This is a genomic window from Martelella limonii (genome assembly GCF_013344475.1).
GTDB classification, from domain to species: Bacteria; Pseudomonadota; Alphaproteobacteria; order Rhizobiales; family Rhizobiaceae; genus Martelella; species Martelella limonii.
Genome location: NZ_JABUOU010000005.1, coordinates 204,651 through 231,537, shown reverse-complemented (window position 1 = coordinate 231,537; position 26,887 = coordinate 204,651). Strand labels below are relative to the sequence as shown.

General features: G+C 64.4%; 25 protein-coding genes. 13 read left to right on the top strand and 12 right to left on the bottom strand.

The genetic code is table 11. The features are described 5' to 3' along the window. Nucleotides 1-89 precede the first annotated feature (89 nt). The 7 genes from HPQ62_RS13035 to HPQ62_RS13005 all read left to right on the top strand — a co-directional run bounded on the left by HPQ62_RS13035 (nucleotide 90) and on the right by HPQ62_RS13005 (nucleotide 6,266). The gene (locus HPQ62_RS13035; protein WP_174802990.1) at nucleotides 90-830 is read left to right on the top strand and encodes a helix-turn-helix transcriptional regulator; all 741 of its coding nucleotides are present in this window, start codon (nucleotides 90-92) and stop codon (nucleotides 828-830) included. A 131-nt stretch (nucleotides 831-961) separates the two neighbouring features. Next, complete coding sequence (fahA, locus tag HPQ62_RS13030) at nucleotides 962-2,179, top strand: fumarylacetoacetase (RefSeq protein ID WP_244629675.1); 1,218 nt, start codon at nucleotides 962-964, stop codon at nucleotides 2,177-2,179. A 2-nt stretch (nucleotides 2,180-2,181) separates the two neighbouring features. Then, complete coding sequence (gene maiA, locus HPQ62_RS13025; RefSeq protein ID WP_174803036.1) at nucleotides 2,182-2,856, top strand: maleylacetoacetate isomerase; 675 nt, start codon at nucleotides 2,182-2,184, stop codon at nucleotides 2,854-2,856. Then, nucleotides 2,853-3,857, top strand: a complete 1,005-nt coding sequence (locus tag HPQ62_RS13020; RefSeq protein WP_174802989.1) for a TRAP transporter substrate-binding protein — start codon at nucleotides 2,853-2,855, stop codon at nucleotides 3,855-3,857. Before maiA ends, HPQ62_RS13020 begins: the two co-directional genes overlap by 4 nt. Then, nucleotides 3,854-4,369, top strand: a complete 516-nt coding sequence (locus tag HPQ62_RS13015) for a TRAP transporter small permease (protein WP_174802988.1) — start codon at nucleotides 3,854-3,856, stop codon at nucleotides 4,367-4,369. The genes HPQ62_RS13020 and HPQ62_RS13015 overlap by 4 nt, the downstream gene beginning before the upstream one ends. Continuing rightward, a complete protein-coding gene (locus tag HPQ62_RS13010; protein ID WP_174802987.1) occupies nucleotides 4,366-5,676 on the top strand; it encodes a TRAP transporter large permease in 1,311 nt (436 codons plus the stop codon). The genes HPQ62_RS13015 and HPQ62_RS13010 overlap by 4 nt, the downstream gene beginning before the upstream one ends. Before the next feature lie 101 nt (nucleotides 5,677-5,777). Then, entirely contained in the window at nucleotides 5,778-6,266 is a 489-nt protein-coding gene (locus HPQ62_RS13005) for a MarR family winged helix-turn-helix transcriptional regulator (RefSeq protein WP_174802986.1), read from the top strand. Nucleotides 6,267-6,282: 16 nt separating this feature from the next. Here HPQ62_RS13005 and HPQ62_RS13000 read toward each other — a convergent pair whose 3' ends face one another. The 5 genes from HPQ62_RS13000 to leuC form a co-directional block, all read right to left on the bottom strand. Beyond that, the gene (locus HPQ62_RS13000) at nucleotides 6,283-7,410 is read right to left on the bottom strand and encodes a zinc-dependent alcohol dehydrogenase family protein (RefSeq protein WP_174802985.1); all 1,128 of its coding nucleotides are present in this window, start codon (nucleotides 7,408-7,410) and stop codon (nucleotides 6,283-6,285) included. 63 nt (nucleotides 7,411-7,473) lie between these two features. Continuing rightward, complete coding sequence (locus HPQ62_RS12995; protein ID WP_174802984.1) at nucleotides 7,474-8,109, bottom strand: isochorismatase family protein; 636 nt, start codon at nucleotides 8,107-8,109, stop codon at nucleotides 7,474-7,476. Then, nucleotides 8,102-8,977, bottom strand: coding sequence for an isocitrate lyase/PEP mutase family protein (locus HPQ62_RS12990; RefSeq protein ID WP_174802983.1), 876 nt, complete (start codon nucleotides 8,975-8,977; stop codon nucleotides 8,102-8,104). Before HPQ62_RS12990 ends, HPQ62_RS12995 begins: the two co-directional genes overlap by 8 nt. A gap of 15 nt (nucleotides 8,978-8,992) precedes the next feature. Continuing rightward, entirely contained in the window at nucleotides 8,993-9,634 is a 642-nt protein-coding gene (leuD, locus tag HPQ62_RS12985) for a 3-isopropylmalate dehydratase small subunit (protein WP_244629673.1), read from the bottom strand. A 3-nt stretch (nucleotides 9,635-9,637) separates the two neighbouring features. Further along, nucleotides 9,638-11,041: a 3-isopropylmalate dehydratase large subunit gene (gene leuC, locus HPQ62_RS12980; RefSeq protein WP_174802982.1), complete on the bottom strand. Its 1,404-nt coding sequence runs from the start codon at nucleotides 11,039-11,041 to the stop codon at nucleotides 9,638-9,640. 160 nt (nucleotides 11,042-11,201) lie between these two features. On the opposite strand from leuC, the gene HPQ62_RS12975 reads away from it, so the two are divergent. Together HPQ62_RS12975 and HPQ62_RS12970 are read left to right on the top strand one after the other, a co-directional pair. After that, complete coding sequence (locus tag HPQ62_RS12975) at nucleotides 11,202-13,259, top strand: hydantoinase/oxoprolinase family protein (RefSeq protein WP_174802981.1); 2,058 nt, start codon at nucleotides 11,202-11,204, stop codon at nucleotides 13,257-13,259. Between the two features lie 3 nt (nucleotides 13,260-13,262). Beyond that, nucleotides 13,263-15,035 (top strand): hydantoinase B/oxoprolinase family protein, encoded by a 1,773-nt coding sequence (locus HPQ62_RS12970; RefSeq protein WP_174802980.1) that lies wholly within the window; start codon nucleotides 13,263-13,265, stop codon nucleotides 15,033-15,035. Between the two features lie 97 nt (nucleotides 15,036-15,132). On the opposite strand, the gene HPQ62_RS12965 is transcribed toward HPQ62_RS12970, so the two are convergent. Continuing rightward, on the bottom strand, nucleotides 15,133-16,164 hold the full coding sequence (locus tag HPQ62_RS12965; RefSeq protein ID WP_174802979.1) for a LacI family DNA-binding transcriptional regulator: 1,032 nt from the start codon (nucleotides 16,162-16,164) through the stop codon (nucleotides 15,133-15,135). A gap of 222 nt (nucleotides 16,165-16,386) precedes the next feature. Here HPQ62_RS12965 and HPQ62_RS12960 point away from each other — a divergent pair, with 222 nt between their 5' ends. Genes HPQ62_RS12960 through HPQ62_RS12950 form a run of 3 tightly spaced genes read left to right on the top strand, consistent with a single transcriptional unit; the run spans nucleotide 16,387 to nucleotide 20,091 of the window. Then, a complete protein-coding gene (locus tag HPQ62_RS12960; RefSeq protein ID WP_174802978.1) occupies nucleotides 16,387-17,493 on the top strand; it encodes a sugar ABC transporter substrate-binding protein in 1,107 nt (368 codons plus the stop codon). A gap of 5 nt (nucleotides 17,494-17,498) precedes the next feature. Continuing rightward, on the top strand, nucleotides 17,499-19,115 hold the full coding sequence (locus tag HPQ62_RS12955) for a sugar ABC transporter ATP-binding protein (RefSeq protein WP_174802977.1): 1,617 nt from the start codon (nucleotides 17,499-17,501) through the stop codon (nucleotides 19,113-19,115). Beyond that, on the top strand, nucleotides 19,108-20,091 hold the full coding sequence (locus HPQ62_RS12950) for an ABC transporter permease (protein ID WP_174802976.1): 984 nt from the start codon (nucleotides 19,108-19,110) through the stop codon (nucleotides 20,089-20,091). Before HPQ62_RS12955 ends, HPQ62_RS12950 begins: the two co-directional genes overlap by 8 nt. A gap of 146 nt (nucleotides 20,092-20,237) precedes the next feature. Here the strand turns inward: HPQ62_RS12950 and HPQ62_RS12945 are convergent, their stop codons facing one another. The 3 genes from HPQ62_RS12945 to HPQ62_RS12935 form a co-directional block, all read right to left on the bottom strand. Continuing rightward, a complete protein-coding gene (locus HPQ62_RS12945) occupies nucleotides 20,238-20,963 on the bottom strand; it encodes an SDR family NAD(P)-dependent oxidoreductase (RefSeq protein ID WP_174802975.1) in 726 nt (241 codons plus the stop codon). A 123-nt stretch (nucleotides 20,964-21,086) separates the two neighbouring features. Then, nucleotides 21,087-21,947 (bottom strand): isocitrate lyase/PEP mutase family protein, encoded by an 861-nt coding sequence (locus tag HPQ62_RS12940; protein WP_174802974.1) that lies wholly within the window; start codon nucleotides 21,945-21,947, stop codon nucleotides 21,087-21,089. Nucleotides 21,948-22,004: 57 nt separating this feature from the next. After that, the gene (locus HPQ62_RS12935; RefSeq protein ID WP_174802973.1) at nucleotides 22,005-22,733 is read right to left on the bottom strand and encodes a maleate cis-trans isomerase family protein; all 729 of its coding nucleotides are present in this window, start codon (nucleotides 22,731-22,733) and stop codon (nucleotides 22,005-22,007) included. A gap of 154 nt (nucleotides 22,734-22,887) precedes the next feature. Here HPQ62_RS12935 and HPQ62_RS12930 point away from each other — a divergent pair, with 154 nt between their 5' ends. Further along, a complete protein-coding gene (locus HPQ62_RS12930; protein WP_174802972.1) occupies nucleotides 22,888-23,658 on the top strand; it encodes a GntR family transcriptional regulator in 771 nt (256 codons plus the stop codon). A 2-nt stretch (nucleotides 23,659-23,660) separates the two neighbouring features. Here the strand turns inward: HPQ62_RS12930 and HPQ62_RS12925 are convergent, their stop codons facing one another. The 3 genes from HPQ62_RS12925 to HPQ62_RS12915 are packed head-to-tail and all read right to left on the bottom strand — an operon-like array spanning nucleotide 23,661 to nucleotide 26,871. Then, entirely contained in the window at nucleotides 23,661-24,548 is an 888-nt protein-coding gene (locus HPQ62_RS12925) for an MBL fold metallo-hydrolase (RefSeq protein WP_206678072.1), read from the bottom strand. Further along, nucleotides 24,545-25,366, bottom strand: a complete 822-nt coding sequence (locus HPQ62_RS12920) for an SDR family NAD(P)-dependent oxidoreductase (protein ID WP_174802971.1) — start codon at nucleotides 25,364-25,366, stop codon at nucleotides 24,545-24,547. Before HPQ62_RS12920 ends, HPQ62_RS12925 begins: the two co-directional genes overlap by 4 nt. Further along, nucleotides 25,363-26,871, bottom strand: a complete 1,509-nt coding sequence (locus tag HPQ62_RS12915; protein WP_206678071.1) for an aldehyde dehydrogenase family protein — start codon at nucleotides 26,869-26,871, stop codon at nucleotides 25,363-25,365. The genes HPQ62_RS12920 and HPQ62_RS12915 overlap by 4 nt, the downstream gene beginning before the upstream one ends. Nucleotides 26,872-26,887: the final 16 nt, after the last annotated feature.

The following is a 26,887-nucleotide window of genomic DNA, read 5'->3' as shown; positions in this document are numbered from 1 at the left end:
CCGTTCAATTTCGTTTCTAATGAAACCATCTTGACCTGTCTGTCATTAGGCGTATGGACAAGGATGGAGGAATTTGTGGAGGAGCGCAGATGACATCCGTGGGTTTGATCGATCCGGAATGCGCGGCCGCATTGCTCGATGCGCGCGATCCCGGCGTCTTTTCCGGGCGGCTGCTGGAAGCGGCATACGGCGTCGCCGGCGTCGAGGAACTCTATGCCTATCGAACGGAAAGCGGGCCGCCCCGGATGCTGGCCTCGTCGGGGGAGAGGGGTGACGCGCGCGAGCGCGCTGCCGCCCATGCCCGCCGCTTTCACAAGAGCGACCCGGCCCTTGCCGCACTCCAGGCGACGGCCCCCGGCAGCGGGTTCTTGCGCCGGTTTCCGGCCGAGAGCATTGCGCTTGCGGCCTATCGCGACCTTTGCTTCGAACGCCCCCGCTTTTCCGAGAAGATCTGCTTCGGCTGGCGCTTCGACGATCACGCGATCGTCGTCACCTTCTATCATCGCTCGCGCCCGCAAGCCGATATCGACATGGTGGCGCTTGGCGCGCTGGCGCAGCTGGCGATCACCGGACTGACGCGGCTGGCCCGACGGGAACGCGCGCCACTGTCCCTTGCAGCGGAATTCGAAAGCCGGCTTGCCAATTCGTTTCCGGTGCTGAGTGGAAGGGAACGCCAGATCTGCGCCCGGACGATGGCCGGGGAAACCGCCCAGGAGATCGCCACGGAACTGGGGGTTGGCCACGCCACCGTGCTCACCTACCGGCAGCGGGCCTATCAGAAGCTCGGCTTTTCCAAGGCTTCGGACCTGCTTTCCGCGGTCGTGAATTGATGAAGAAAATAGTTTCACTTGCAACGATAATGGTTGCATATGAAACGATTACGTGCCAGTTTCCGGAAAAACCGGTTTCGTCCCGCAGCCGTTGAGGGCCTCGGGAGAAGCCGGAAAAGAGGAGACATTCAATGGTGCAGGCAGGCATGCCGCGCCGGAGCTTCGTTGCTTCGGCGAACCGGAAGGACTGTGACTTTCCGCTCGAGAACCTTCCCTATGGCATTTTTTCGATTGATGGCGGCGCGCCCCGATGCGGGGTGGCGATCGGCGACATGATCGTCGATCTTGCCGCCTGCGAGGCGCGCGGCCTTGTCGATGCGAAAGGCACGTTTTCCGCGCCGCAGCTCAACGATTTCATCGCGCTTGGCCGCGACACCTGGGAGAAGGTCCGCACACGGCTGACCGAGCTCCTCGGCGAAGGCGGCGACGAGACGGTCCCGCTCGTGGCGATGGAAAAGGCCCGGCTGCACCTGCCGGTCCGCGTGACCGAGTTTACCGATTTCTATGCCTCGAAGAACCATGCCTTCAATGTCGGCGTCCTGTTCCGCGGGCCGGAAAACGCGCTGCCGCCGCAATGGACGCATATGCCGATCGGCTATAATGGACGGGCGTCGTCCGTGGTGGTTTCCGGCACGGACATCCGCCGCCCCATGGGCCAGGTGAAGGGCGAAAACGGTCCTGAGTGGACCGCCTGCCGCCGGCTCGATCTCGAGCTTGAGCTTGGCGCGATCGTCGGCGCCGACAGCGAGATGGGAGAGCGCGTCAGCGTTGCCGACGCCGAAAGCATGATCTTCGGCTATGTGCTCCTCAATGACTGGTCGGCGCGCGACATCCAGGCCTGGGAATATCAGCCGCTCGGCCCGTTTCAGGCGAAGGCGCTCGGCACCACGATCAGCCCCTGGATCGTGACCCAGGCCGCGCTCGAGCCCTTCCGCTGCGAAGGCGCTGCCCGCGATGTGCCGCTGCTGCCCTATCTGCAGGAGGAACGCCCCGGCTTTTATGACATGACGATCGGCTGGAAGATGAACGGCCAGAAGATGGGCGAGACCAATTACAACGTCATGTATTATTCGAGCGCCCAGCAGCTGGCGCATCACACCGTTTCGGGCTGCCCGATGCGCGTCGGCGATCTTCTGGGGTCCGGCACGATTTCCGGTCCTTCTTCCGCAGAGACGGGCGCGCTGCTCGAGATGACGGAAGGCGGCAAGAAGCCGCTTACCGTCAACGGCGCGCGCCGCACCTTCATCGAGGATGGCGACGAGGTGAGCCTTTATGCCTATGCCGAGGGCGAAGGCTACCGCATCGGCTTCGGCCCCTGCGCCGGCAAGATCCTCCCGGCGAAGGCATGAAGATGACGGCAAGCTGCGTTCTCTACGATTACTGGCGCTCTTCGGCATCCTACCGGGTGCGCATCGCACTGGCGCTCAAGGGCCTCGCCTATGAGCGCCGGACGGTGGATCTCGTCTCTGGCGCGCAGCGCGGCGAGGCCCATCTCGCACGCAATCCGCAAGGTCTGGTGCCGGTTTTCGAATGCGGCGGCCTCCGCCTCACGCAATCCCTGGCGATCATCGAATATCTCGACGAGACGGTTGCCGGGCCGAAGCTTCTGCCGGGCGATGCTGAGGCGCGGGCGGAAATCAGGGCGATAGCGCAGGCCATCGCCTGCGAGATCCACCCGGTATCGAACCTCCATGTGCTGGCCCGGATCGAGGCGCTCGCCGGTCAGGACGCCCGCGCGGCCTGGAACCGCGACAACATCGCCTCCGGGCTCGAGGCGGTTGAGATCATGCTCGACCGGCCGGCCTTCACCGGACGCTACGCGCATGGCGACACGCCCACCATGGCGGACTGCGCGCTTGTTCCCCAGCTTTACAACGCCACCCGCTGGGAGGTTGACTACACCCATTTGCCGCGCATTTCGGCGGTGGCGCGCACCTGTGCCGCGCACCCGGCCTTCATGGCGGCGCACCCCGATCATTTTGATCCCTCGCTGGAGGCGAGGGTAACCGAGGAGGAAAGACGATGAAGTACGTGAAATATGCGATTGCAGCGCTGCTCGTGTCTGCAAAGCCGATGCTGGCCGAAGAGCTGGTCATGTCATCCTGGCTGCCGCCCAAGCATCCGATCGTTGTCAACGCCTTCGAGCCCTGGGCCGAAGAGGTGGAGAAGGTGACGGACGGGCGCGTGACGGTGCGCATCACCCGCAAACCGCTCGGCAGCCCGCCGGCGCATTTCGACATGGCGCGTGACGGCATTGCCGATATCACCTACGGCCTGCATTCCTTCACCGAGGATGACCGGTTCAACCGTGCCCGCCTCGGCCAGTTCAGCTTCCTCGGCGATGACGCGATTGCCGATTCCAAGGCCTACTGGACGATCTATGGCGGCGACCTCGATGCTGCCGACGAGCACAAGGGCACGCATCTGCTCGGCCTGTTCATGCATGGCCCCGGCCTGTTGCACAACAATGTCCGCAAGATCGAGACGCCCGCCGATATGGAGGGACTGAAGATCCGCGTTCCGGGCGGCTATGTGGGTGATCTCGTGTCTGCCCTCGGCGCCACCCCGCTGTTCATGTCGTCGCCGGAAGTCTATGAAAAGCTGTCGCGCGGCGTGATCGACGGCGTCGCCTTCACCTACGAGGCGATGACCGCCTTCAACCTCGTGGACTACATCAAGTATTCCATGACCGTGCCGGGCGGCATCTACAACACGACCTGGTTCTTCGTGATCAACGAAGACAAGTGGAACAACCTGTCGGAAGAAGACCGCGCCGCCATCGACGCGATCTCGGGCGAAGCCTTCGCAGAGCGCGTGGGCAAGGCCTGGAACGACGCCGATGACGCCGCCAAGCAGGAAGTCGGCGACCGGGTGGAGTTCTACTCCGCAAGCCCGGAAGTGGTTGCGGCCATGCGCGAAAAGGCCGAGGTCCTCGAACAGTCCTGGATCGAAACGCTCGGCAGCGAATATGACGGCGCTGCAGCGCTTGCCAAGTTCCGCGAAACCACCGGCGTGAACCTGCAATGAGCCACCCGGAGAACACGCATGAGGGCTCCGCAGCGGAGCCCGAGCGTGGGCATCATCAACATCGGCAGGCGGTCTGGTACCGCCTGCTGGCCGCGGCCTCCGCCCTGTTGATCATCATGCTCATCGGCGTGACCTGTATCGATGTGGTCGGGCGCTATCTGTTCAACCGCCCTTTCGGCGGCGCCTATGAGCTGACGCAGATCCTGCTCGCGGCGCTCGTCTTTGTCGCCTTGCCGCTTACCAGCCGCGACGGCGGCCATGTGGAGGTCGATCTGGCGCTTCATCTGTTTTCAGCCCGGATGCAGAGCGTGCTTGCCCGCGTTGCAGGGATCATCTCTGCGCTGGTGCTCTGCTATTTCGCCTATCGGCTCGTCCTGATCGGCCTCGACCAGTTGCATGCCGGCACGCGCAGCGCATCGCTTGCCCTCCCGATGGCGCCGCTTGCCTTTCTGGCCGCGGCAAGCTGCCTCGTGTCGAGCATCGCCGTTCTTCTGCGCCGGGAGGCTCCATGACCATCTCCCTGATTGCCCTTGCGGTTCTTCTAATCCTCGTGTTCATCCGCGTGCCGATTGCCTTTGCCATGGCGCTCGTTGGCGGGGCCGGCTTTGCCCTGCTCAGGGGCGTGGCGCCCGCCGGCGCCATGATCGGCAATGCGGTGTTCGAGACGGGCCTCAACTATTCCCTTTCGGTCGTGCCGCTGTTCATCTTCATGGGCAATGTGCTCGCCGGGTCCGGCATCGCCCATGGCCTTTTTGCCGCCGGCGACCGGATTTTCGGACGCATGCGCGGCGGGCTTGCCATGGCCGCGATCCTCTCCTGCGGCGGATTTTCGGCGGTCTGCGGGTCGTCGCTCGCAACGGCTGCCACCATGTCGAAGGTCGCAATGCCCTCGATGCGGCGCTTCGGCTATTCCGACAGTCTCGCCACCGGCGCGATTGCCGCCGGCGGCACGCTCGGCATCCTGATCCCGCCTTCCGTGGTGCTGATCATCTTCGGCCTTCTGACCGAGGCCGATATCGGCAAGCTTTTTCTTGCAGGCATCATTCCCGGCATTCTCGGCATCATCGGCTACCTGATCGCCGTCATGGTGGCCGTCCGGATCAAACCTTCGCTCGCGCCCAAGGTCAAGGAAGTGCAGCCGATCAGCCGGCCCGACATGGTGAGCGTCGCGGCGGTTCTCGCACTCTTCCTGTTCATCATGGTGGGCATCTATGGCGGGCTGTTCACCCCGGTGGAGGCCGCAGGCATGGGGGCCGCTGCCGCCGTGGTCATCGCCTTCGCCGTCGGCCGGCTGAACCACGCCGTGCTCTGGCGCTCTTTCATCGACAGCGCCACCGCCTCGGCCATGATCTTCGCGATCGTGATCGGCGCCGAGATCTTCAGCAATTTCGTGACCTTTGCCGGCCTGCCGGATGCGCTTGCCGATATCGTCGAAAATCACGGGCTTTCCGCCTGGACGGTGATGCTTCTGATCGTCGCGATCTACATGGTGCTCGGCTGCTTCCTGGAAAGCCTGTCGATGATCCTGCTGACGGTTCCGGTATTCTATCCGCTGATCTCGGGTCTCGATTTCGGCCTCGAGATCCTTCAGGATCCCGATGCGCTGGTCATCTGGTTTGCGATCATCGTGGTGGTGGTCACCGAGATCAGCCTGATCACGCCGCCGATCGGCATGAACGTCTTCGTGCTGCGCTCGGTGCAGCCGGATGTATCGCTGCGCACGATCTTCAGCGGCGTGCTGGTCTTCTGGATGGCGGATATCGTGCGGCTGGGGCTGATCATAGCCCTGCCGATCCTGTCACTCTATCTGGTGCTGTGAGCGTCGCGGCCGCGTCCTTGCAGCCCGCTTGCCTTCCGGTCACCCGGAAGGCATTGTAGGATTTTCCCATCACTTTAAAATTCCAGCAGAAAACAGCGAATATGCGTCTTGAAACATTCTTCCCCTACCGTCTTGCCGTCGTTGCCGAGGCCTTCTCGCGCCAACTCGTCGATGTCTACGGGCGGGGATATGGGCTGACGCGCGAAGAGTGGCGGCTGCTCTTCCTGCTGGAAGATGCCGGCGCGCTCGACTCCCACCGCCTGTCCCAGCGCACCTCGCTGGACAAGGTGCAGGTGAGCCGCGCCGCCGCAAGACTTGAAGGCAAGGGACTGATCGAGCGCGAAGTGCTGGGTGCCGACCGGCGCAAGCGCAATTACGCGATCACGCCCGCAGGCCGGGACCTGTTTCAGGCGGCCTTCGGCAATGTCCGGCTGCGGGCCGACGAAATTCTGAACGCGATGACGGATGAGGAGCGCGCGGCGCTGGAACAGGGTGTCGCAGCCCTCGACCGGGCGATTGCCCGCGTGACCGAACCGGCCACGGGCCACGGGACCTCGTTCCCGCGCCCCGATCGCTATCAGGACAGCTGAAGGCCGGCGACGCCGGTCAGTCGAACACGATGACCTGGCGGATGGCGTCTCCCGCGGCGAGCCGCTCGAAGCCTTCGTTGATCTCGTCGAGCGACAGGCGATGGGTCATCAGCTTCTCGATCGGGAGCTTGCCTTTCATCATCATGTCGGCGAAGCGCGGAATGTCGCGCACCGGCACGCAGGAGCCGACATAGGAGCCCTTCAACGTGCGCTCTTCCGCCGTCAGCCGCACCGGCGCGTAGGAGAGGCGGGCGGCCGGGTTCGGAAGCCCGGCGGTCACCGTGGTGCCGCCGCGGCGCGTGATCTCGAAGGCGAATTCGAGGGCGGGCACCGCACCCGCAAGCTCGACGGCGAGATCGACGCCGCCGCCAGTCCAGGCTTTCACCTTGTCGATGGCGCCTTCCTCGCTCGGATCGATCGCATGGGTTGCGCCGAGTTCAAGCGCGAAGTCACGCTTTTCCTTGGAAAGATCCACGGCAACGATGGTGCGCGCACCGGCGGCGACCGCGCCCAGGAGGCCGGCAAGGCCAACGCCGCCGAGCCCGATGATCGCGGCCGTCTGGCCCATCTTCAGCGCGCCGGAATTCAGCACCGCGCCGACCCCCGTCAGCACAGCGCAGCCGAGCAGTGCTGCCCGGTCGAGCGGGATCGACTTGTCGATCTTGACGCAGGAATTTTCCGACATGACGGCATGGGTGGAAAAGGCGGAAACGCCGAGGTGATGATGGACTGTCGCGCCATCAAGGGTGATCCGCCGCGCACCGGAGATCAACGTTCCAGCCCCTGCCGCAACCGCCGCCGGCTCGCAGAGCGCCGGCCGGCCTTCCGCGCAGGGCACGCAATGGCCGCAGGAGGCGACGAACACCATGACCGCGTGATCGCCCGGCTGAAACCTTGTGACGCCCGGCCCCACGGCCTCGATCACGCCCGATGCCTCATGCCCGAGCGCCACCGGCATGTCGCGCGGGCGGTCGCCATTGATGGTGGAGAGATCGGAGTGGCAGATACCGGCGGCGGCAAGCTTCACCAGAACCTCGCCCGGACCGGGGGGCGCGAGCTCGGCCTCGACAATCTCCAGCGGCCGGCTTTCACCATAAGGCCGCGCCGCGCCCATTTCCCGCAGCAATGCGATCCTCGTTTTCATGGCATTCCTCCCCTTCGTCTCGGTTTTTCTACATGCACTTTCGTGGTTTATGAAGGCGCCGTCTCAGGCCTTCAACCCCGCCAGATAGTCAAGGATCGCCGCTTCGGAGACGACGTCGGCATATTTGGCGTTCATGTCGAACAGGTTCGCCTCGTGGGGCGCCGGGTGGCGGTCGCCGCAGGCTTCCGCGACCACGGTGGTGCGGAAGCCGTAGGACATGGCGTCGACGCAGCTTGCGCGCACGCACCCCGACGTCGTCAGCCCCGTGAGGATCACGCTGTCGTGGCCAGCGGCCGTCAGCGTCGAGGCGAGCGAGGTGCCGAAGAAGGCGGAGGGGTATTGCTTGGTGACGATCAGCTCGTCTTCGCGCGGCGTCAGCCCCTTGGCGAAGCCGGCGGTCTTCTTGCCGCGCACGAAGTTCTTGAGCGGCAGCGCCTTCTCATAGAAGCGTCCGCCATCGCACCCGCCAAGCCCCGGCTGGTAGGCAACCTCGGTCAGGATCACCGGAACGCCGGCCGCGTGGGCGGCTTCGCGCACGCGCAAGGCGGAAGCAAGCGCGTCCTCGACGCCGGCATAAAGCTCGCAGTCCCTGTCAAAATAGGCTTCGGCGAAATCGATCATCACCAGCGCGGGCCGCTTACCGAAACCGACGCTGTTGCCATAGGCCTTGCTGTAATTCTCGCCGAGATCCTCAGTCATCTTTCACCTCGTTCCATTTCCTGTCGAATTCCCACACCCGCGGGAAGCCGATCAGCTCGTTGAATTCCGCAAATGAAAACAGCGGCACGTCCGGCGACAGCGACGTCCCGTCATGCTTCAGCGTCATCAGCGCCTTTTCCACCGCAGCTGCGGCGGCAAGGGCGGTCGTCGCCGGGAAGATCGCCATCTGGTAGCCGATATCCTTCATCTCGTCGGCCGAGCGGATCGGGGTACGCCCGCCATCGGCCATGTTGGCCATCATCGGCGCGTCCACCGCCTCGCAGGCGCGGCGCATTTCCTCTTCGCTCTCGAGCGCCTCGATGAACACGATATCCGCGCCGGCCTCGCGAAAGGCAAGGCCTCGGGCAAGCGCGCCGTCGAAACCCTCCACCTGGCGGGCATCGGTGCGGGCGATGATCAGCGTATCGGGATTTTCTCGGGCCGCAACGGCAACCCGGATCTTGTTCTCCATGTCCTTGCGGGCAATCACGCGCTTGTAGGGCGTGTGGCCGCATTTCTTCGGAAACTCCTGGTCCTCGATCTGGATCGCGATCGCGCCGGCCGCCTCATAGCCGCGCACGGTGTGATCGACATTCAAAAGCCCGCCATAGCCGGTGTCGGCATCGGCAATCACGCCGGCATTGACGGTGCGGCACAGGATTTCGAGGCGCTGACGCATCTCCGTATAGGTGGTGATGCCGGCATCCGGCAGGCCTTCGGCCGAGGCGGTGCCCCAGTAGCCCGAGGAATAGACGAACTCGAAGCCGACCTTGTTCGCCACCACGGCGGAGATCATGTCGTGGAGACCGGGCGCGAGAATGAACCGGCCCTCGTCCAGTGCGGCCCTGAGGTTTGGTCTGGTGGTCAAATGTGTGTTCCTTTTTTATACGGTATCGTCAGCGGCGACCGCAGCGAGCCGGGCCGGGTCGATGGCAAGCCACGGGGCGGTTTCCGATCGTTTCGCCTCGAAGGCGGCGATGTCCTGTTCATGCAGCTCGAGAATGAGGCCGACCTCGTCGAGGCCCTTCAAGAGCGCCGTGCGCCGCGCCGGATCGACGTCGAAGGCGAAGGCCTCGCCATTGGCGACCAGAACCTTCTGGGTTTCGAGATCGACGGTCACCGGTTCACCGGCAATCGCTGCCCGTTCGACGGCAGCCATGGCGGCGTCGGCAAGCGTGATCGCGAGCACGCCGTTCTTGAAGCAGTTGTTTTCGAAGATCTCGCCGAATGAGCGGGCAATCACCACGCGGATGCCGAGACCGGCAATCGCCCAGACCGCCTGCTCGCGCGAGGAGCCCGTGCCGAAGGTCTCGCCGGTGACGAGGATCTCGGCCTTGTCATAGGGGGGCGTGTCGAGAATGAAGGGCGCAGACGTGTTGCTGCGGCGCTCTTTGAAAGCATACTGGCCAAGCCCGTCGCGGTCCATGAGAAGCAGGAAGCGGGCCGGGAAAATGACATCGGTGTCGATCGCGTTTTCGAGAAGCGGGGCTGCAACGCTGGTGACGGAACTGAATGCACGCATCATGGATCAGAGATACTCCCGGACATCGGTAAGACAGCCGGCAATCGCGGCGGCTGCGGCCATTTGCGGGCTGACGAGGTGGGTGCGCCCGCCCTTGCCCTGCCGGCCCTCGAAATTGCGGTTGGAGGTGGAGGCGCAGCGCTCGCCGGCCTCAAGCCGGTCGTCATTCATGCCGACGCACATCGAGCAGCCGGATTCCCGCCATTCGAAACCGGCGGCGCGGAAGATCGCGTCGAGGCCTTCATGTTCGGCCTGACGGCGCACCTGCATGGAGCCGGGCACGGCGATAGCGACGACATTGGGCGCGACCTTGCGGCCATCGAGCACGGCGGCGGCGGCGCGCAGGTCCTCGATCCGGCTGTTGGTGCAGGAACCGATGAACACCCGGTCGATTTGGGTGCCGGCAATTGGCCTGCCGCCCTCAAGGCCCATGTAGCGCTGGGCTTCTGCAGCCTTGTTGCGGCGGACAGGATCTTCGAATGCGGCGGGCTCCGGCACCATGGCGCCGATAGAGATCGTCTGCTCCGGCGTCGTGCCCCAGGAGACCTGCGGGCCGAGATTGGTGACGTCGAATGTGATCTCGCGGTCGAACACGGCGTCCGGGTCGCTCGGCAGCGCCCGCCAGGCTTCAACGGCTACTTCCCAGAGCGCGCCTTCAGGCGCGAGCGGCCGGCCCTTGAGATAGGCGATCGTGGTCTCGTCGGGTGCGACCAGACCGACGCGGCTGCCGGCTTCGATGGCCATGTTGCAGAGCGTCATGCGCTGTTCCATCGACAATGCCTCGACCACGGGTCCTGCAAATTCCAGCGCGTAGCCGACCCCTCCGCCCGTGCCAATCTCGGCGATCAGGCCGAGCACCACATCCTTGACCGTCACCCCGCGCGAAAGCGTGCCGGTGATCCGGATCCGCATGGTCTTCTGCTTCTTCTGCCAGATGGTCTGGGTGGCAAGCACCGTGCCGCATTCGCTGGCGCCGATGCCGAAGGAAAGCGCGCCGAAGGCGCCGTGCGTGGATGTGTGGCTGTCGCCACAGACGAGCAGCGCGCCCGGCAGCGTAAAGCCGAGTTCCGGGCCCGCGACATGGACGATGCCGTGATGCGGCCCGTCGAGCGGCAGATAGGTGATGCCGTAGTGGGAGACGTTGCGCTTCAGCCGCTCGACCTGCTTCAGCGCCGGTCCATCGGGAAAGGCGTGGCCGGCGCGCCGCGTCGGCACGGCATGGTCGGCCACGGCAAGCTGGGCTTCGGGAACACGCACGGTTCGGCCGGTCTGGTCAAGCATGGCGAAGGATTGCGGGGTCGAAACCTCGTGGACCAGGTGGCGGTCGACATAGAGCAGGTTTTCACCGGTCTCGGCGGTTGCCACCACATGGGCGTTCCAGAGTTTGTCATAGAGGGAGAGCCCGGCCATGGACGTGCCTTCGTGATGCTGAATTACAGGATGGGGCAGGGGACCAACGCAAGATGACGATCGATCCCCGCTTGCAATATGTCCGAACATACTATTTTATGAATACGCATTCAACATCAAATCGTCCGGGCAACGGATGATGGGGAACTGGAGAACAACAATGAGGTTAGGCGTTGATGTGGGCGGTACCTTTACCGACCTGCTGCTTCAAGACGACACCACTGGAACCACCTGGCGGGCCAAGACCCCGTCGACACCGCAGGACCAGTCGATCGGCGTTGCCGAAGGCGTGCGCCTGATCTGCGAGAAGGCCGGCGTGAAGCCGGAGGACATCGCGCTCGTCCTCCACGGCACCACGGTCGCCACCAATGCGGTGCTGGAAGGCAAGGGCGCCCGCGTCGGTCTTCTGACGACAAAGGGCTTCGAGCATGTCCTGCATCTCGCCAAGTCCTGGACGCCCGGTCCGCTGTTCGGCTGGATCGTGATGGACAAGCCCGATCCGCTCGCGGCCCTTGAAGACACGCGCGGCATTCCCGAGCGCATGGATGCCCGTGGCAATGTCGTGACGCCGCTCGATGAGGCGGCAGCCGCCGCGCTGATCGAGGATCTCTGCGGCTCCGGCATCGAAGCGCTGACGATCTCGCTGATGCACTCCTATGCCAATCCGGCCCATGAGCAGCGCCTGCGCGCGATGGTGCTCGAGCGCTTCCCCGACATGCATGTGTCGCTCTCCTCCGACATCCTGCCGGAGTTTCGCGAATATGACCGCGCGATCACCACGGTGATGAACGATTACGTCCGCCCGATCATGACGCGCTATCTCTCGCGCATCGAAAACCGGCTGGCGGAAGGCGGCGTCAAGGCGAAGCTCCACATCGTGCGTTCCGATGGCGGGCTGATGAGCGCGGAGGCCGCAGCCCAGCGCCCGGTCCACACCGTGCTTTCGGGTCCGGCAGGCGGCGTCACCGCGACCGCGATGACGGCGCGGCGCACCGGCCTCAACAAGCTGCTCGCCTTCGACATGGGCGGCACCTCGACAGACGTTTCCGTCATCATCGACGGCGAGCCGACGATTTCGCGTTCCACCGAGGTCGGCTTCTTCCCCGCCAAGGTGCCGACGCTCGACGTCCGCTCCGTCGGCGCGGGGGGCGGCTCAATTGCCGAAGTCTCGGAACTCACCAGTTCGCTGCGGGTCGGCCCGCGTTCGGCCGGCGCCATGCCGGGACCGGTCGCCTACGGCCGCGGCGGCACGGAGCCGACCGTCTCCGATGCCAATGTGGTTCTCGGCTACCTGCCGCCAAAACTCCTTGGCGGCGACATGAGCCTGGATATCCAGGGCGCGCGCAAAGCGGTTGCCGGCATCGGCAAGGCGATCGGCCTTTCGCCGGAAGCCGCAGCCCAGGGCATTCTCGACATCGCCAACGAGGTGATGCTCGGCGCGCTGCGCGTCATCACCGTCCAGCGCGGTCTCGACCCGCGCGATTTCGGCATCGTCGCCTTCGGCGGCGCCGGCCCGCTGCACGCCAATGCGATGGCCGCACTTCTCGGCTGCTACCCCGTGGTCGTGCCCAACAATCCGGGCGTACTCTCGGCACTCGGCTTCCTCGAGGCCGAGTTCAAGAACGAGTTCGTGCGCACCCTGATCGGCTCGATCGCCGGCATGGACGACGCCCATGTGTTCGAGCAGTTCTCCGAGCTGAAGTCCCGGGCGCTTGCTTGGCTCGACGAACAGGAAGTCGCCGAGGCCGATCGCGGCATCGCCTATTCGCTCGACCTGCGCTACGAGCAGCAGGGTTTCGAGGTGACGATCAGCGTTCCGGAAGACCTGATCGCCAAGGGCGGCAGCCTTGAGACCGTGCTCGCCGATTTCCATGGCACCCATGAGCGGCTCTACGGCGTCCGCTTCGATCTGCCGATCGAACTGGTGGCGCTGCGCGTGGTCGCGACCGGTGCGACGCCGCCGGTCGAGATCGCGGCCCCCGCCTCGGGCACCACCGATCCGGCGGATGCCGTGATCGAGACGCTGCCGGGCTATTTCAACGGCGCGTGGGTCGACACGCCCCATATCGACCGCGACCGGCTGGCCGCCGGCGCCCGCGTCACCGGCCCCGCGATCATTCGCCAGTACGACACCACGACCGTGCTCCTGCCCGGCCACTACGCCGATGTCGACGACCTCGGCAATCTGATGATCTGGCCCGAAAACAAGGGGGAATGAGACATGACCAGAACCATTGATCCGATTACCCTCGACCTCATCGAAAACGCGCTGCTGAACGCCCGTTTCGAGATGGACAGCGTCGTGGTCCGCGTTGCGCTGTCGCCGGTCATCCGCGAGCAGCACGACGAATTCCCGATGATCTGCAACCCGGCGGGACAGATGATCGTCGGCCAGTTCGGCTCCTACATCCCGGCGATCGTCGACCAGTACAAGGACAATATCCACGAGGGCGATATCTTCGTCTGGAACGATCCCTACGCCTGCAAGGGCTCGATCTCGCACAACAATGACTGGTGCGTGATGCTGCCGATCTTCCACGAGGGCGTCCATGTCGGCTTCTCCTCGATCTTCGGCCATATGGTCGATGTCGGCGGCAAGGTGCCGGGCTCGATGCCGTCGGATGCCTATTCGATCTGGGAAGAGGGCCTGCGCGTGCCGCCGGTCAAGATCTTCGAGAAGGGCGTGATGAACGAGGGCGTGCTGCAGATCATGCTCAACAACACCCGCACCCCCGACATGAACCGCGCCGACCTGATGGCGCTGATCGCCGGATGCCGGACCGCCTCCAAGCGCGTGATCGAGATCTGCGACCGCTTCGGCCGCGAGACCTATCTCGAAGCCTGCGGCCTGCTGCTCGACCGCACCAAGGAAGCGATGCGGGTTCTGATCAACAAGTATATCCCGGAAGAGCCCGTCACCTTCACCGACTATGTCGATGATGACGGCGTTGGCAACGGCCCGTTCAAGATGCACCTGTCGATCTACCGACGCGGCGATATCGCCGTGTTCGACTGGACCGGCACGGACGATCAGGCCGAGGGCCCGATCAACTTCCACATCCATGAAGGGCTCTGCAAGCTGTTCTTCGGGGTCTACATGATCATGGCCTTCGATCCGAAGATCATGTTCAACGAGGGCTTCTACGACCTGTTCGAAGTCGTGCTGCCGGAGGGGAGCCTGCTCAACCCGCGCTTCCCCGCCGCCCTGTCGAACCGCCTCAACACCCACACCCGCTTTTTCGACTGCCAGGCCGGCGCGCTCGGCCAGCGGGCGCCGCATCTGTCGATGGCCGCCGGCTACGGCACCAGCCCGCACTTCATCTTCACCGGGCAGGACGGCAACGGCAAGTATTTCCAGTTGATGGAACTCCTTTTCGGCGGCGTTCCGGGCCGGCCGCGCGGCGACGGGCTCGACGGCCATGCCTGGTGGCCGCTGTTTTCGGCAACCCCGATCGAATACATCGAGAACTACTATCCGGTGATCGTGGAAAGCTACCGGCCGGTGAAGGATGCCGGCGGCGCCGGGCTTCACCGCGGCGGCGCGGGCATCGAAAAGGTCTACCGCGTGCTCGAAAAGGGCTCGGTCTCGATCCATGACGACCGCGAAAAGGTGCCGCCATGGGGCATCAATGGCGGCCTGCATGGCGGTACCTCCAGCAAGTGGCTGCACCGCGCCGGCGCTGCCGAGCCGGAACGCATCGCTTCCAAGCTCGACAATCTGAAGGTCGAGCCCGGCGACCGGATCATCTTCATCACCGCCGGCTCCGGCGGCTGGGGCGATCCGCTGGACCGTCCGGCTGACAAGGTACTTAAGGACGTCAAGGCCGACCTCGTCTCGCCCGAGAAGGCGAGGAGCGACTACGGCGTCGTCATCGGCAGCGATCTGAAGCTCGATACCGGTGCCACCGAAACGCTGCGGAGCGCGATGCGCACCGAACGCGGCGCGCCGGCGCCCTTCGATTTCGGCTTCATTCCCGGCATTACGGGTCAGTGAACAAAAAAGGCTCCGGCGGCAACGCCGGGGCCTTTTCATTCAGAGCTTCAGCCGCGTTTCAAACGATGACCGCAGGGCCATCCCGGCGAACCCGTCATCATGTCCCGGCCGCCAAACCCGGCACGGTCTTGCCCGGTATGAAATCGCCCGGAATGAGCCGTGCCTTGCGATCGCCGTTGGGAATCGGACCGCCATCGAGCGCCAGGAGCTCAAGCGTCTCCCGGACCATGCGCTCGATCGGCTGACGCACGGTGGTGAGGCCATAGGCCGGGCGCTGGCCCTCGCGGATCCCGTCGAAGCCGGCGAGCATGATATCTTCGGGAATGCGCAGGCCGTGGATCTCCCGCAGCACGTCGGCGCAGGCGATCGCCATGATGTCGTTGACCGCGAAGATCGCGTCCGGGAAATGCGGAGCGGGTCCGCCGAAATAACGGATCATCGCATTGCGCGCACCGGAATAGGATGAACCGCCCGCGAGATCCTCGATGCCGCGGGTGCCGAGCCGCTCCACCGCTTCGCGGAAGCCGCGCTCGCGGTCGCCGCTCGACGAGCCCTGCGGATCGCCGCGCACGATCAGGAAGGAGCGGGCGCCGGCGGCATGCATGAAGCGGCCGATGCGCGCGCCGCCCTCTTCATGGTCGCAGCGCACATTGGCAAGATTGGAGCCGACCACGCGCCGGTTATACATCACGATCGGAATGCCGAGGCCCTCGCTCATGCGCACCACCTCCGACGACATGCTGGCCGAGGTGACCACGATACCGTCCACGGGATAGCGCATCGCCAGCATCAGCGCCTCGTCACAGTCGCGGTTCGCCTCCACCGAAAACGCCAGCACCTGCCGCCCGGCATCCTGGAACTGTTCGATGAACACCTGCATGCTTTCCGAGTAGAACGGATTGCTGAGGCTGCCGCTGATGACCGCCACCATGTTGGAGCGCGCCGATGACAACGAGGAGGCGAACACGTTCGGCACGTAGTTCAGCTCTTTCGCTGCTGCCAGGATCTTGTCCCGCTTTTCCTTCGATATGCTTGCCCCCGGCGTGAAGGCACGCGACACCGACGGCTGCGAAACGCCGGCAAGGCGGGCAACTTGGAAGGAGGTGGCGCGGGATTTTCTGGGCGGCATGGTTACTTCCAAAGGCGGGCGAAAGCTCCGCGCATACGGCGATCAATGCAGGCAATGTCTCTCCCTTTCAGGAGATTTCCCCAAAATTCAAGTCTTGGCCCGAATTTTCAAGAGCGCGATTGACAGCGCACGAAATTGAGGGAAGTATGTGAATGCGTATTCAACAAAAACAACAAGCGATGCGCATCACCGGAAAACACCGGATGGGGAACAGGAGAAACCATGTCAGGCATCAGCAAAGCCAGCACGATCATGTGCGGCGTCCTTCTTTCGCTTACAGCCTCGACGGCGCTTGCCGCAGGCATCGATACCGCCAAGGAGCGGCTTTCCGTCTATTCGGAAAAGCCGGTTTTCACCGCGCCGGGCGAGCCCTTCAATATTCGTGAATGCGCATCCGGCAAAAAGATGCTGTCGATTCCGAACAACAGCGCCAACCCCTTCCTGAAGGGGATCATCGACCGGATGAAGGCTGTGGGCGACGACATCGGCCTTGAAGTGGTCGAGTGGGAAAACCAGGGCCAGCCGAGCCAGTGGGTGCAGGGCTTCGATTTCGCGATCCGCGACAAGTTCGACGTCATCGACCTTATTTCGGGCATTTCGCCGGATACCGTCGAGCCGCAGATCAAGGCGGCGAACGAGGCGGGCGTGAAGGTGATGACCTCGCATTTCTACGATCCGTCCTTCGAACCGAACCCCCTGCTTTCGAGCACGCTGCCTGTCGGCTTCAACGAAATCGGCAAGATCCTCGCCAACTGGGTCACCGTGAACACCGACGGCAAGGGCAAGGTGCTCACCATCGTCTCGCGCGAGGTACCGCCGACGATCCCGCTGGTCGACGGCTTTGAAAGCGAGCTCAAGGAAAACTGCCCGGATTGCGAGATCGTGCAGGAGATCAATGTCGGCGTCGCCGAATGGGGCACCAAGATCCAGCCCTCCGTCCAGTCCGCCCTCCAGGCGCATCCGGATATCGACGTGATCATCCCGATCTACGACTCCATGTCGCAATTCGTGGTGCCGGCACTCCGCCTCACCGGGCGCCTCGGCGACGTCAAGGTTGCGACCTTCAACGGCACGCCCTTCGTGCTCGATTTCATCCAGCAGGGCGCCGTCTCCATGGATATCGGCGAAAGCCTCGACTGGATCGCCTATGCCACGATCGACGCCCATATGCGCGATCTCTGCGGCCTCGACGTGCCTGAAAAGCTCAACGTGCCGTTCTACATCTTCGATGCCGAAAACGTCTCGGAAGCCGGAACGCCGGCGCAGTTCGATACCGGTTATGGCGATGCGTACATCTCCGGTTTCCATGAACTCTGGGGCATGAACTAAGGCCCATGGCAGAACCGGCGCTCCGCGCGATCCGGTCGGCGACGCTTGAAGGAGCGCCGCCGACACTTCGTGTCGAACATATTTCGAAGACCTTCCGCTCCACCCGGGCGCTTGACGACGTCTCGCTGTCGATCATGCCGGGCGAGGTCCACGGCCTGCTCGGCACCAATGGCTCCGGCAAGTCGACGCTGATCAAGATCCTCGCAGGCTTTCACGCGCCTGATCCGGGCGGAACGATGCTGTTCAACGGCGAGGCGGTGAACCTGCCGCTGTCGGCCAGCGATTTCCGCCGTCTCGGCATGAGCTTCGTGCACCAGAACCTGGGCCTGGTGCCATCGCTGACGGTGCTTGAGAACCTGCGCCTCTCCCATATCGCGCTCGGCCACCGCCCGGTGATCAACTGGCGCGCCGAACGGCGGGCAGCCGCTGAGATCCTGGAGCGCTACGAGCTCGACTTTCCGCATTGGCGCCGTGTGGACGAGCTTTCCGCCGTCAACCGCGCGCTGCTGGCGATCGTGCGCGCCTTCGAGGAGATCCGCGCCGAATGCGAGCGCACCGGCAAACCCGGCCTTGTCCTTCTCGACGAGCCGACGCCGTTCCTGCCGAAGGAAGGCGTTGCCAAGCTTTTCCGGCTGATGCGCCAGATCGCCGATTCCGGCTCGGCCGTGACCTTCATCTCCCACGATATCGACGAGGTGATGGAGATCACCGACCGCGCCACGATCCTGCGCGATGGCAAGGTCTCGGGCGAAATCGTCACCGCCGGGACCAGCCGCGACGAAATGATCGAGATGATCATCGGCCGCTCGCTGAGGAAGGACGAGGCGGCGCGCCAGACCCGCGATTTCAAGCCCTTTGCCAAGGTCAGCGGCCTTGCCGGCGGCGGTATTCCGCCGCTCGACATCGTCATCGGCCGTGGCGAGATCGTTGGCCTCACCGGGCTGATCGGCGCCGGTTATGACCAGGTTCCCTATCTCCTGTTCGGCGCCGAAAAGACGACGGCCGGCGAAATGGCGATCGACGGAGCCGAGACGCATTCGCTGCCTTCGATGACGCCCGCCAAGGCAATTGCCGCCAATTTCGCGCTTCTGCCGGGCGATCGCCCGCGCCAGAGCGGTGTCTCGGCCATCTCGATCTTTGAAAACATGCTGCTGCCGGACATCGGCAGTTACTATCGCGGCGGTTTTCTGCGCAGCGGCGCGATGCGGCGCGAGGCCCATCGCCTCGGCGAGGTGTTCGAGGTCCGCCCCAACAATCCCGATCTCAATCTCGGCGCGCTGTCCGGCGGCAACGCCCAGAAGGTGCTGATTGCGCGCTGGATGAAGCGCAAGCCCAGGCTGCTGCTGCTCGACGAGCCGACCCAGGGCGTCGATGTCGGCACCCGCGCCAACATTTTCGAAGCGCTGAAGGAAGCCGCGAGCCACGGCATGGCTGTGGTCTGCGCCAGCTCGGATGCAGAACAGCTCGCCGAGATCTGCGACCGCGTGCTTGTCTTCGCCCGCGGCCGCGTGGTCGGTGAACTGAAGGGCCCCGACGTCACCAAGGACCGGATTGCCGCTGCCTGCTACGCCTCCCTCGACAAAACCAAAGCCGCCGAAGCCACAGGACCAGACCATGCGTAACGCCAACCCCCATCACAGCGGCCGCTACATGCGGCTGTTCGAGCGCTATGCCCTCATTCTCGTCTGGGCCTTGCTGATCATCGGCTTTTCGATCGCCATGCCGAATTCCTTCCTGCGCTGGGGGAATTTCTCGATCATGTTCGCCTCCTATGCACCGGCGGCGCTGCTGGCGCTCGGCATCATCGTGCCGCTGACGGCGGGCGATTACGATCTTGCCGTCGGCGCGACGATGACGCTTTCCTCCTGCCTCGTCGGCGTCCTCAATGTCTGGTACGGCATCCCGATCCTCGGCTGCATCGTGATCGCGCTTGGCGCCGGCGTGGTGGTCGGCCTGTTTCATTCGCTGTTCATCGTCTATTTCCGCATCCCCTCGCTGGTGGTGACGCTCGGCTCGACATCGCTGATGTCCGGCCTCGTCCAGCTCATCACCAATTCTTCCACCATCGGCGGCATCGACAATGCGCTGATCATGGCGGTCGTCGGCGGAAGGCTGTTCGGCGTTCCCTACGCGTTTTACTACGCGCTCGCCGCAGCCGTCGTGATGGGCTACGTCTTCGACTTCACGCCGCTTGGCCGCCGCCTGCTGTTCGTTGGCCGCGGCCGGGAAGTGGCGCGGCTGAACGGGATCGCGGTCGAACATGTGCGGATCGGCGCGCTGGTCACTTCCTCGGTGATCGCGTCTGCGGCCGGTGTGCTTTACGCCGGGGTGCTCGGCTCTGCCGATCCCTATTCCGGCCTCAACTATCTGCTGCCGGCCTTTGCCGCCGCCTTCCTTGGCTCGACCACGCTGATGCCGGGCCGGTTCAATCCGTGGGGCGCGATGGTCGCGGTCTATTTTCTGGGAACCGGCATCACCGGGCTCACCATGTTCGGCATCCCGCTCTGGGTCACCAATGTCTTCAACGGCGGCGCCCTGATCCTCGCCGTCACGATTTCCCAGCTTACCCGTGGACGCGAGGCGACCGATATCGGGTGATAGGCGCCGTTGCGGCCGGGTTTCTCGGCCGCGTCTTCTCCAAGGAAAGCGTGAAGCCATGACCTGCCGCGACGACCCTTTGAGCGTTGATCGCGCTCAGGCGGACGATTGCTGCCGGAAACCCTTGGGGAAGCGCAGGCCGGCCCTTACGGCATATAGCCGCCGCCATTGATCCACAGGACCTGACCCGTCATGAAACCGCTATCGGGACCGAGCAGGAAGCGGATCGGCCCCGTCACGTCCCTGGGCGTTGCGACACGGCCGAGCGGGGTCATTGCGCCATAGGCGGAAAGATCGACCACGGGAGCCGCGCTCTCATCCGAGCGGCCGGTGCCACCGCGCACGAAAGCGGTATCGACGAGGCCGGGAGCGACGGCATTGACCCGCAACGACGGCGCGCATTCGAGCGCGAGCGTCTTGGTCATGGCGATCAGCGCGGCCTTGGAGGCGGAATATCCGGTATAGCCGGGGCGGACATGATGGGCGAGACCGGAGGCGACCATCACCATCGCAGCCCCCGGCGCGGTAAGAAGCGGAATTGCCGCGCGCGCAGCGAGAAACGCCCCGCGCAGATTGCCGGCAATGATGTCGTCGAAATAGTCAGTCGGGGTCTGGGCAAGCGGTATCAGCTCCGCGTTGTAGCCCGCCAGATTGACGAAGCCGGCAAGCGGGCCGCCTGACGCCAGTTGCGCGAAGGCTTCCTCGACCGAAGCCTCGCTCTTCAGGTCGATCGCAATCCCCTCCATGCCGTGCCGGGCCAGCGATGCCTCGAGATCGAGCACGGTCACATCATGGCCTGCAGCCGAAAGTTCGCGGGCGAGAACACGGCCAATGCCGCCCGCGCCGCCGATGAGGGCAATCCGTCTTGCCATGCCGTTTCCTTCCGTTCCCAAAATGCCTGAGGGCAACCGTATGCGTTAAAGCCGGATCGCCCTTGCGCCCCGGTGCTCGGGCGAGCATCGGGGCATCAAACTAAAGCGGGATCTCCCGCAATCTCAGCCTTCCGCGTATTTCTTCTCGAACGCCCAGACATCCGGGAAGCCGAGCAGTTCGTTGAAGGCTGCAAAATCGCTGAGCGGGACGGCGGACGTCGTCTCGCCATGGGCCTTCAGGTCGTCGAAGGCGGCATCGAGCGCGGCACCCATGGCGAGGAAGCCGAGCGCTGGATGGATCGCAACCGAGAAGCCGAGCGCCTTCAGCCGGTCCGCCGACAAGAGCGGCGTGCGCCCGCCATTGACCATGTTGGCCATCAGCGGCGCATCGATCTCGTCGCAGATGCGCTTCATCTCGTCCTCGGTCTCGGGCGATTCCACAAACACGATATCGGCGCCGGCCTTGGCGAAGGCCTTGCCGCGCCGGATCGCCTCGTCGAGACCAAGGCCGGTGCGTGCGTCGGTGCGGGCAATCAGCAGGAAATCGTCGCTCGCCCGGCTGTCGACGGCGACCTCGATCTTGCGCAGCATGTCCTCAAGCGGGATCACGCGGCGGTTCGGGGTGTGGCCGCACTTCTTCGGAAATTCCTGGTCTTCCATCTGCATCGCGGTAACGCCGGCCTGTTCATAGCCGCGCACGGTGTGGCGTACGTTCAGAAGGCCGCCATAGCCGGTGTCGGCATCCGCGATCACCGGCGTTTCAGTGCGCGCGCAGATGGTGGCAACGCGGTCCAGCATGTCGGAATAGGTCGCAAGGCCCGCATCCGGCAGGCCGAGCGCGGAGGCAACCGTGCCGTAGCCGGTGACGTAAAGCGCGGGAAAACCCTTTCGGTCGGCAATCAGAGCCGAGATTGCCTCGAACACGCCGGGCGCGAGAATGAGTTCGCCAGCCTTGATGGCTTGTTTCAGGGAAGGATGAGCCATTTCTGTTTCCTCTTTCTTGTCATCGCCGCCGGTGAGGCGACGTTTCTTGCAGTTTTTTCACGCGCGTGAAAACAGCGTTCCGCCGCCTTCAACGCTGTCGGCAATCCCGGCCTGCCTCAGCATGGCCCAGAGCGTTGCCTGGTTGGACGTAACGACCGGCACACCGAGATCGGCTTCCAGCCTTTCGATCAGCGGCAGGGTCGGGAAATCGGTGCAGGCGATCAGCAGCGCATCGCTGCCGGGCACGAAGACCTTGCGCGCATGCGCCTCGACCTCTGCAAGCGAGGTCCGGGCAATGCAAACGAATTCCGCAGGGCCGCCCGCACCGATGCCGAGGCCTTCGATTGCCGCGACGTCCATGCCGTGGGCTTTCAGGAAGTCCACCTCATGCGCGTTGACGGTGTCGGTATAGGGGGTTGCGACCGAGATGCGGTCTGCGCCGAGCGCCTTCAGCGCCGCGATCAGGGACGCCGAGGTGGTCAGCACCCGTTTGCCGGTGCGCGCCGAGACGGCCTCCGGCATCGCGTTTGCCGGGATCGTCATCGAGCCGGCGGTGCAGGCATAGGCGATCGCATCCGGGTTGACCTCCGCAAGCATGGCGACCGCCGCATCGAGGTCGCGCATCAGCGCCTCCTGTTGGCCAGGCCCGTGAAGCCTCATGCGATGGGTGTGGAAGCTGACGCCCTCCGGCATCATCCGCTGCCATTCCTGCTCGTTGACGGTGTTGGTCGGCGGCACGATCAGGCCGAGCCGGGCGCGGGTGGCATAGGCGGATTGATGGGTCATGAAAGGCCTTTTATTTGTCCATATCAATTTATACAACTGTCACTTCATGTCCATGCCATTTCGAACGGCATCACCATTTAGTCGCGATCTGCTTTACTGAATGGTCCAGTTGTGACAGACGGAAGCATCAAATTTGACCGGAGAGCCCGAAAACATGAACGAAGCGGCCGCCAAGAAGACCGGGACCACGAGTGCCGCCGAGCCGCTTTACGCGCGGGTTCACAAGGAACTCGTCGGCCGGATCGCCGCCGGGCTCTATCCGGTCGGAAGCCTGATGCCGACCGAAGCCGAGCTTGCGGGCGAGTTCGAGACCAGCCGGTTCACGGTGCGCGAGGCGCTGCGCACGCTGACCGATGAGGGCTATGTCGAGCGCCGCCAGGGCATGGGCACGCGGGTGCTGTCGATGCGCCCGCAAGGCGGCTATGCCCAGAGCTTTGAATCGCTTCAGGAACTGCTCCAGATCGCACTCGACACGTTTCTCGTGGTTCTCGGCCATCAGGAGGTGGTGCTTGACGCCGAGCTTGCCGCCCATGTCGGCGGCGCTGCCGGCGAACGCTGGATCAGGGTCGACGGCATGCGCTGGACCGCACCGGGCGGCCGGCCACTCTGCTTCATCCAGAGCTTTGTGCCGATGCGGTTTGCGGAACTCGTGCCGGAATTTGCCGATTGTCAGGGGCCGTTCTTCGCGCTTCTGGAAGAGCGCTCGCGCGAGACGATCGAGGAGGTGCAGCAGGATATCCAGGCCGTGGCGATGCCGGGCGAGATTTCCCGCCAGCTCGGCCTTGCTGCCGGTTCCTATTCGCTGCAGCTTCTGCGCCGCTACATCACCACCCGCGGCACGCTGATTGCGACCTTCAACTGGCACCCGGCCAATCAGATGACCTACAAGATGCGCATCCGACGCGAGCGGCACACTCAGGACTGATGTCATGAGAGCGCCGGGCGGAAGCCGGCGCCGGCGCGCCTGATCCGCATGCCGAAGGCATTGCGCAGATGCGCGGGCAGCAACAGCGTGTCGTTTTCGGCAGCCTCCGCCAGAAGCCGCGTCCGCAGTGCGGCAGCCAAAGCGGGATCGTGGCAGAACCGGCTGCTCCAGTCGGGATGATAGACCTGCACCGGGCTGTGAAACGCATCGCCGCAGAAATGTGCGTGGCTGCCGTTTCCGCAATCAAGATCGAGGCCGATCTGGCCCGGCGCATGGCCGGCAAGACCGGTGATCGCCATGCCGCGTCCCAGAGAAAACCCGTCTTCCACGCGCTCCACCAGCCCCGCCTCGATGACCGGCAGCACGCTGTCTGTATAGGCGCCGTGATTGGCCGCCCCCGGCGCCCGCGCTTCCTCTGCCTGCCAGTGGGCGAGTTCTGCCGCGCCGATCAGATAGCGCGCCTTTGGAAAGGTCGGCACCCATCGCCCGCCCTCAAGCCGCGTGTTCCATCCCACATGGTCAGCATGGAGATGAGTGCACATCACGATATCGACGTCCTCGGGGCGGACACCCGCCGCCGCAAGCCCTGCGAGATAGGCTGTGTCGGTTCGCGCGTTCCAGTCGGCCCGGCGCGGGCGCGGCTTGTGCTCGCCGACGCATGTGTCGATCAGGATCGTCAGCCCGCCGATCTTCAGGAGAAAGCTGTGCAGGCTCAACAGCAGGTTGCCGCCTTCGAAATCGACATGATCGGGAGAAAGCAGATCGGCATGCGGCAGAAGCGCGTTCGGGTCCCGCCCCGGCAGGATCAGGTCGAAGGGGAGCACGAAGGGATCGAGATCCACGATCTTTTCGAGATATCCGCCGCCAAGCCGCATCGTCCCTGACCTCACATGATCGCCGGGCGCGCGACGGGTGCAGAGCGCGCGGCGTCTGCGGCCTGCTCCGGCGGCAGACCGTCATCCCAGAGCCGCGCGATGAAGCGCGCACCTGTAACGCCGTTGGAAAGGTCGGAGGCAAGCCAGCCGATCGCCCGGCGCATGATCGAGGGCGACAGCAGGTTGCCGTCCGCGCCCGTCCTGGAAGGTCCCGGCGGCAAGAGGTCGGTATCAGCCGCACCGCCCGGCAGGTAGACGTTGACGTCGACACCGGTGCCCGAAAGGTCCTGGGCAAACACCCGTGACGCCGCCTCAAGCGCTGCCTTGGAGGGGCCATAGGGCGCATAGCCACGCCGCACCATGGTCTGGTCCGAGGTCGAGATGTTGATGATCTTGCCGAAACCCTGCGCGATCATCGGCGGAGCGACCGCGCGGGCCATGTTGAAGGCGCCGTTGACATTGGTGTTGATGATCGCCGCCCAGTCCTCGGGTCGCGTTTCCCAGAATTTCGTCGGCTCAGTGTTGAAGGTCTCGCTGACGAGCCGCATGCCGCGCCCGGCATTGTTGACCAGCACGTCGATGCGGCCGAAGCGGGCGATGGTTTCCTGCGCCACCTGCGTGCAGGCGGCCGGATCGGTGACATCTGCAATGACCTTCAGCGCCTCGGGAATGAGGGCTGCGACGGCATCGAGTTCTGGCGTTTCGCGTGCTCCGGTGATGACCAGACTGGCCCCGGTCTCCGCAAGCTCCAGCGCCATCTCGCGGCCGAGCCCGCGCGAGGCGCCGGTGACGATCACGACCCGGCCCTCAAGCGAGGGGTGGCGGAAGCTCATGCGCCTGCTCCCAGCTTTGGCATCTTCGGCGCCTCAAGCGCGATGATGGTCGATTTCATCTCGGTGAACATGGCACGCGAGCCCTTGGCACCCTCGCGACCGATGCCGGACTGGCGGATGCCGCCGAAGCCGGTGCGCAGGTCGCGCATGATCGGTGTGTTGATCAGCACCGTGCCGGTCTTGATGCCGGCTGCGACGCGGAGCGCGCGTTCGAGATTTTGCGTCCAGAGGTAGCCGACCAGGCCGAAGCGACTGTCATTGGCGCGGGCCACCACATCGTCCTCGTCGCGGAAGGTCTGGATCGTGGCAAACGGCGCGAAGATCTCGTCCTGGCAGATCGAAAGCGCGTTGGAGGTGGCGAGCATCGCCGTCGGCTCGATGAAGAAGCCGTCCTTCAGCCCGTCATGCGCCCTACCGCCGGCAAGAAGGGTCGCGCCTTCGCCAAGGCCGCTTTCGGCATAGCGGATCACGCGGTCCATCTGGGCGCGGTTGATCATCGGGCCGATTTCCGTTGCCGGATCGAAGGGGTCACCGACCTTCAGCGCCTTGACCCGCCGCGTGAAGGCTTCGAGGAAGCGATCGGCGAAGCTCTCATGCACGAACAGGCGGCTGCCCGCGAGGCACATCTGGCCGTTGTTCATGAAGCTGCCGAGCAGCGCGCCATCAAGCGCGCGATCGAAATCCGCATCGTCGAAAACGATCGAGGCGGACTTGCCGCCAAGCTCCATCGCGCCGCCCTTGATGCCCTTTGCAAGCGCGGAAAGAATGCGCGCGCCGGTTTCCGTGCCGCCGGTGAAAGATACCATGTCGATATCGGGATGGGCGGAAAGCGCATTGCCTGTCACCGCGCCATTGCCGTTGACCAGATTGACGACGCCCTTCGGGAAAATGCCCTTCCGGTCGATGATCTCGAACAGGCGGTAAAGCGTCAGCGGCGTCAGCTCCGACGGCTTGACGACGCAGCTATTGCCGAAGGCGAGTGCGCCGGCCATCTTCATCGCGGTCAGCCCGAGCGGCATGTTCCACGGGCCGATCAGCGCCGTCACCCCGATCGGCTCGTAGGTGACGAGGCTCATATAGCCCGGTTCCTGGGTGAACACCTCGCCGCCATCCTGATTGATGAACTCGGCGAAGAACTTGAAATTATGCGCCGCCCGCGGAATGTGGATGTTTCGGGTCTGGCTGTAGGGAATGCCGGTGTTGAGGGTTTCGAGCGCTGCCAGTTCGTCAGCGTTTTCGAGGATGGCGTCATGCACCGCGATCAGCGCCTTCTGGCGCGCGGCAACGCTTGCGCCGGCCCATGGACCGCTTGTGATGGCGCGCCGCGCTGCCCGAACCGCACGGTCGACCGTATCGGCATCGCTTTCATGCAGGATCGCGACCTGCTTGCCGGTGGCGGGATCGGTGACGGGAATGTCCGCGCCATCGGCGGCGGCGAATGCGCCGTCGACATAGCCGGTCACATGGATGGGCGCGGCGATGAACTGTTCGCGGACATGCTTCACGACAATGGTCCTTCCT

What these genes read in the sequence shown, in the direction of transcription:
- HPQ62_RS12920 (WP_174802971.1), bottom strand. Translation starts at nt 25,366, where the DNA reads ATGAGCTTCCGCCACCCCTCGCTTGAGGGCCGGGTCGTGATCGTCACC.
- HPQ62_RS13015 (WP_174802988.1), top strand. Translation starts at nt 3,854, where the DNA reads ATGAGCCACCCGGAGAACACGCATGAGGGCTCCGCAGCGGAGCCCGAG.
- HPQ62_RS12940 (WP_174802974.1), bottom strand. Translation starts at nt 21,947, where the DNA reads ATGGCTCATCCTTCCCTGAAACAAGCCATCAAGGCTGGCGAACTCATT.
- maiA (WP_174803036.1), top strand. Translation starts at nt 2,182, where the DNA reads ATGACGGCAAGCTGCGTTCTCTACGATTACTGGCGCTCTTCGGCATCC.
- HPQ62_RS13010 (WP_174802987.1), top strand. Translation starts at nt 4,366, where the DNA reads ATGACCATCTCCCTGATTGCCCTTGCGGTTCTTCTAATCCTCGTGTTC.
- HPQ62_RS12960 (WP_174802978.1), top strand. Translation starts at nt 16,387, where the DNA reads ATGTCAGGCATCAGCAAAGCCAGCACGATCATGTGCGGCGTCCTTCTT.
- HPQ62_RS12970 (WP_174802980.1), top strand. Translation starts at nt 13,263, where the DNA reads ATGACCAGAACCATTGATCCGATTACCCTCGACCTCATCGAAAACGCG.
- HPQ62_RS12950 (WP_174802976.1), top strand. Translation starts at nt 19,108, where the DNA reads ATGCGTAACGCCAACCCCCATCACAGCGGCCGCTACATGCGGCTGTTC.
- HPQ62_RS13000 (WP_174802985.1), bottom strand. Translation starts at nt 7,410, where the DNA reads ATGAAAACGAGGATCGCATTGCTGCGGGAAATGGGCGCGGCGCGGCCT.
- HPQ62_RS12975 (WP_174802981.1), top strand. Translation starts at nt 11,202, where the DNA reads ATGAGGTTAGGCGTTGATGTGGGCGGTACCTTTACCGACCTGCTGCTT.
- leuD (WP_244629673.1), bottom strand. Translation starts at nt 9,634, where the DNA reads ATGATGCGTGCATTCAGTTCCGTCACCAGCGTTGCAGCCCCGCTTCTC.
- HPQ62_RS12965 (WP_174802979.1), bottom strand. Translation starts at nt 16,164, where the DNA reads ATGCCGCCCAGAAAATCCCGCGCCACCTCCTTCCAAGTTGCCCGCCTT.
- HPQ62_RS13020 (WP_174802989.1), top strand. Translation starts at nt 2,853, where the DNA reads ATGAAGTACGTGAAATATGCGATTGCAGCGCTGCTCGTGTCTGCAAAG.
- fahA (WP_244629675.1), top strand. Translation starts at nt 962, where the DNA reads ATGGTGCAGGCAGGCATGCCGCGCCGGAGCTTCGTTGCTTCGGCGAAC.
- HPQ62_RS13035 (WP_174802990.1), top strand. Translation starts at nt 90, where the DNA reads ATGACATCCGTGGGTTTGATCGATCCGGAATGCGCGGCCGCATTGCTC.
- HPQ62_RS12995 (WP_174802984.1), bottom strand. Translation starts at nt 8,109, where the DNA reads ATGACTGAGGATCTCGGCGAGAATTACAGCAAGGCCTATGGCAACAGC.
- HPQ62_RS12945 (WP_174802975.1), bottom strand. Translation starts at nt 20,963, where the DNA reads ATGGCAAGACGGATTGCCCTCATCGGCGGCGCGGGCGGCATTGGCCGT.
- HPQ62_RS13005 (WP_174802986.1), top strand. Translation starts at nt 5,778, where the DNA reads ATGCGTCTTGAAACATTCTTCCCCTACCGTCTTGCCGTCGTTGCCGAG.
- leuC (WP_174802982.1), bottom strand. Translation starts at nt 11,041, where the DNA reads ATGGCCGGGCTCTCCCTCTATGACAAACTCTGGAACGCCCATGTGGTG.
- HPQ62_RS12955 (WP_174802977.1), top strand. Translation starts at nt 17,499, where the DNA reads ATGGCAGAACCGGCGCTCCGCGCGATCCGGTCGGCGACGCTTGAAGGA.
- HPQ62_RS12935 (WP_174802973.1), bottom strand. Translation starts at nt 22,733, where the DNA reads ATGACCCATCAATCCGCCTATGCCACCCGCGCCCGGCTCGGCCTGATC.
- HPQ62_RS12930 (WP_174802972.1), top strand. Translation starts at nt 22,888, where the DNA reads ATGAACGAAGCGGCCGCCAAGAAGACCGGGACCACGAGTGCCGCCGAG.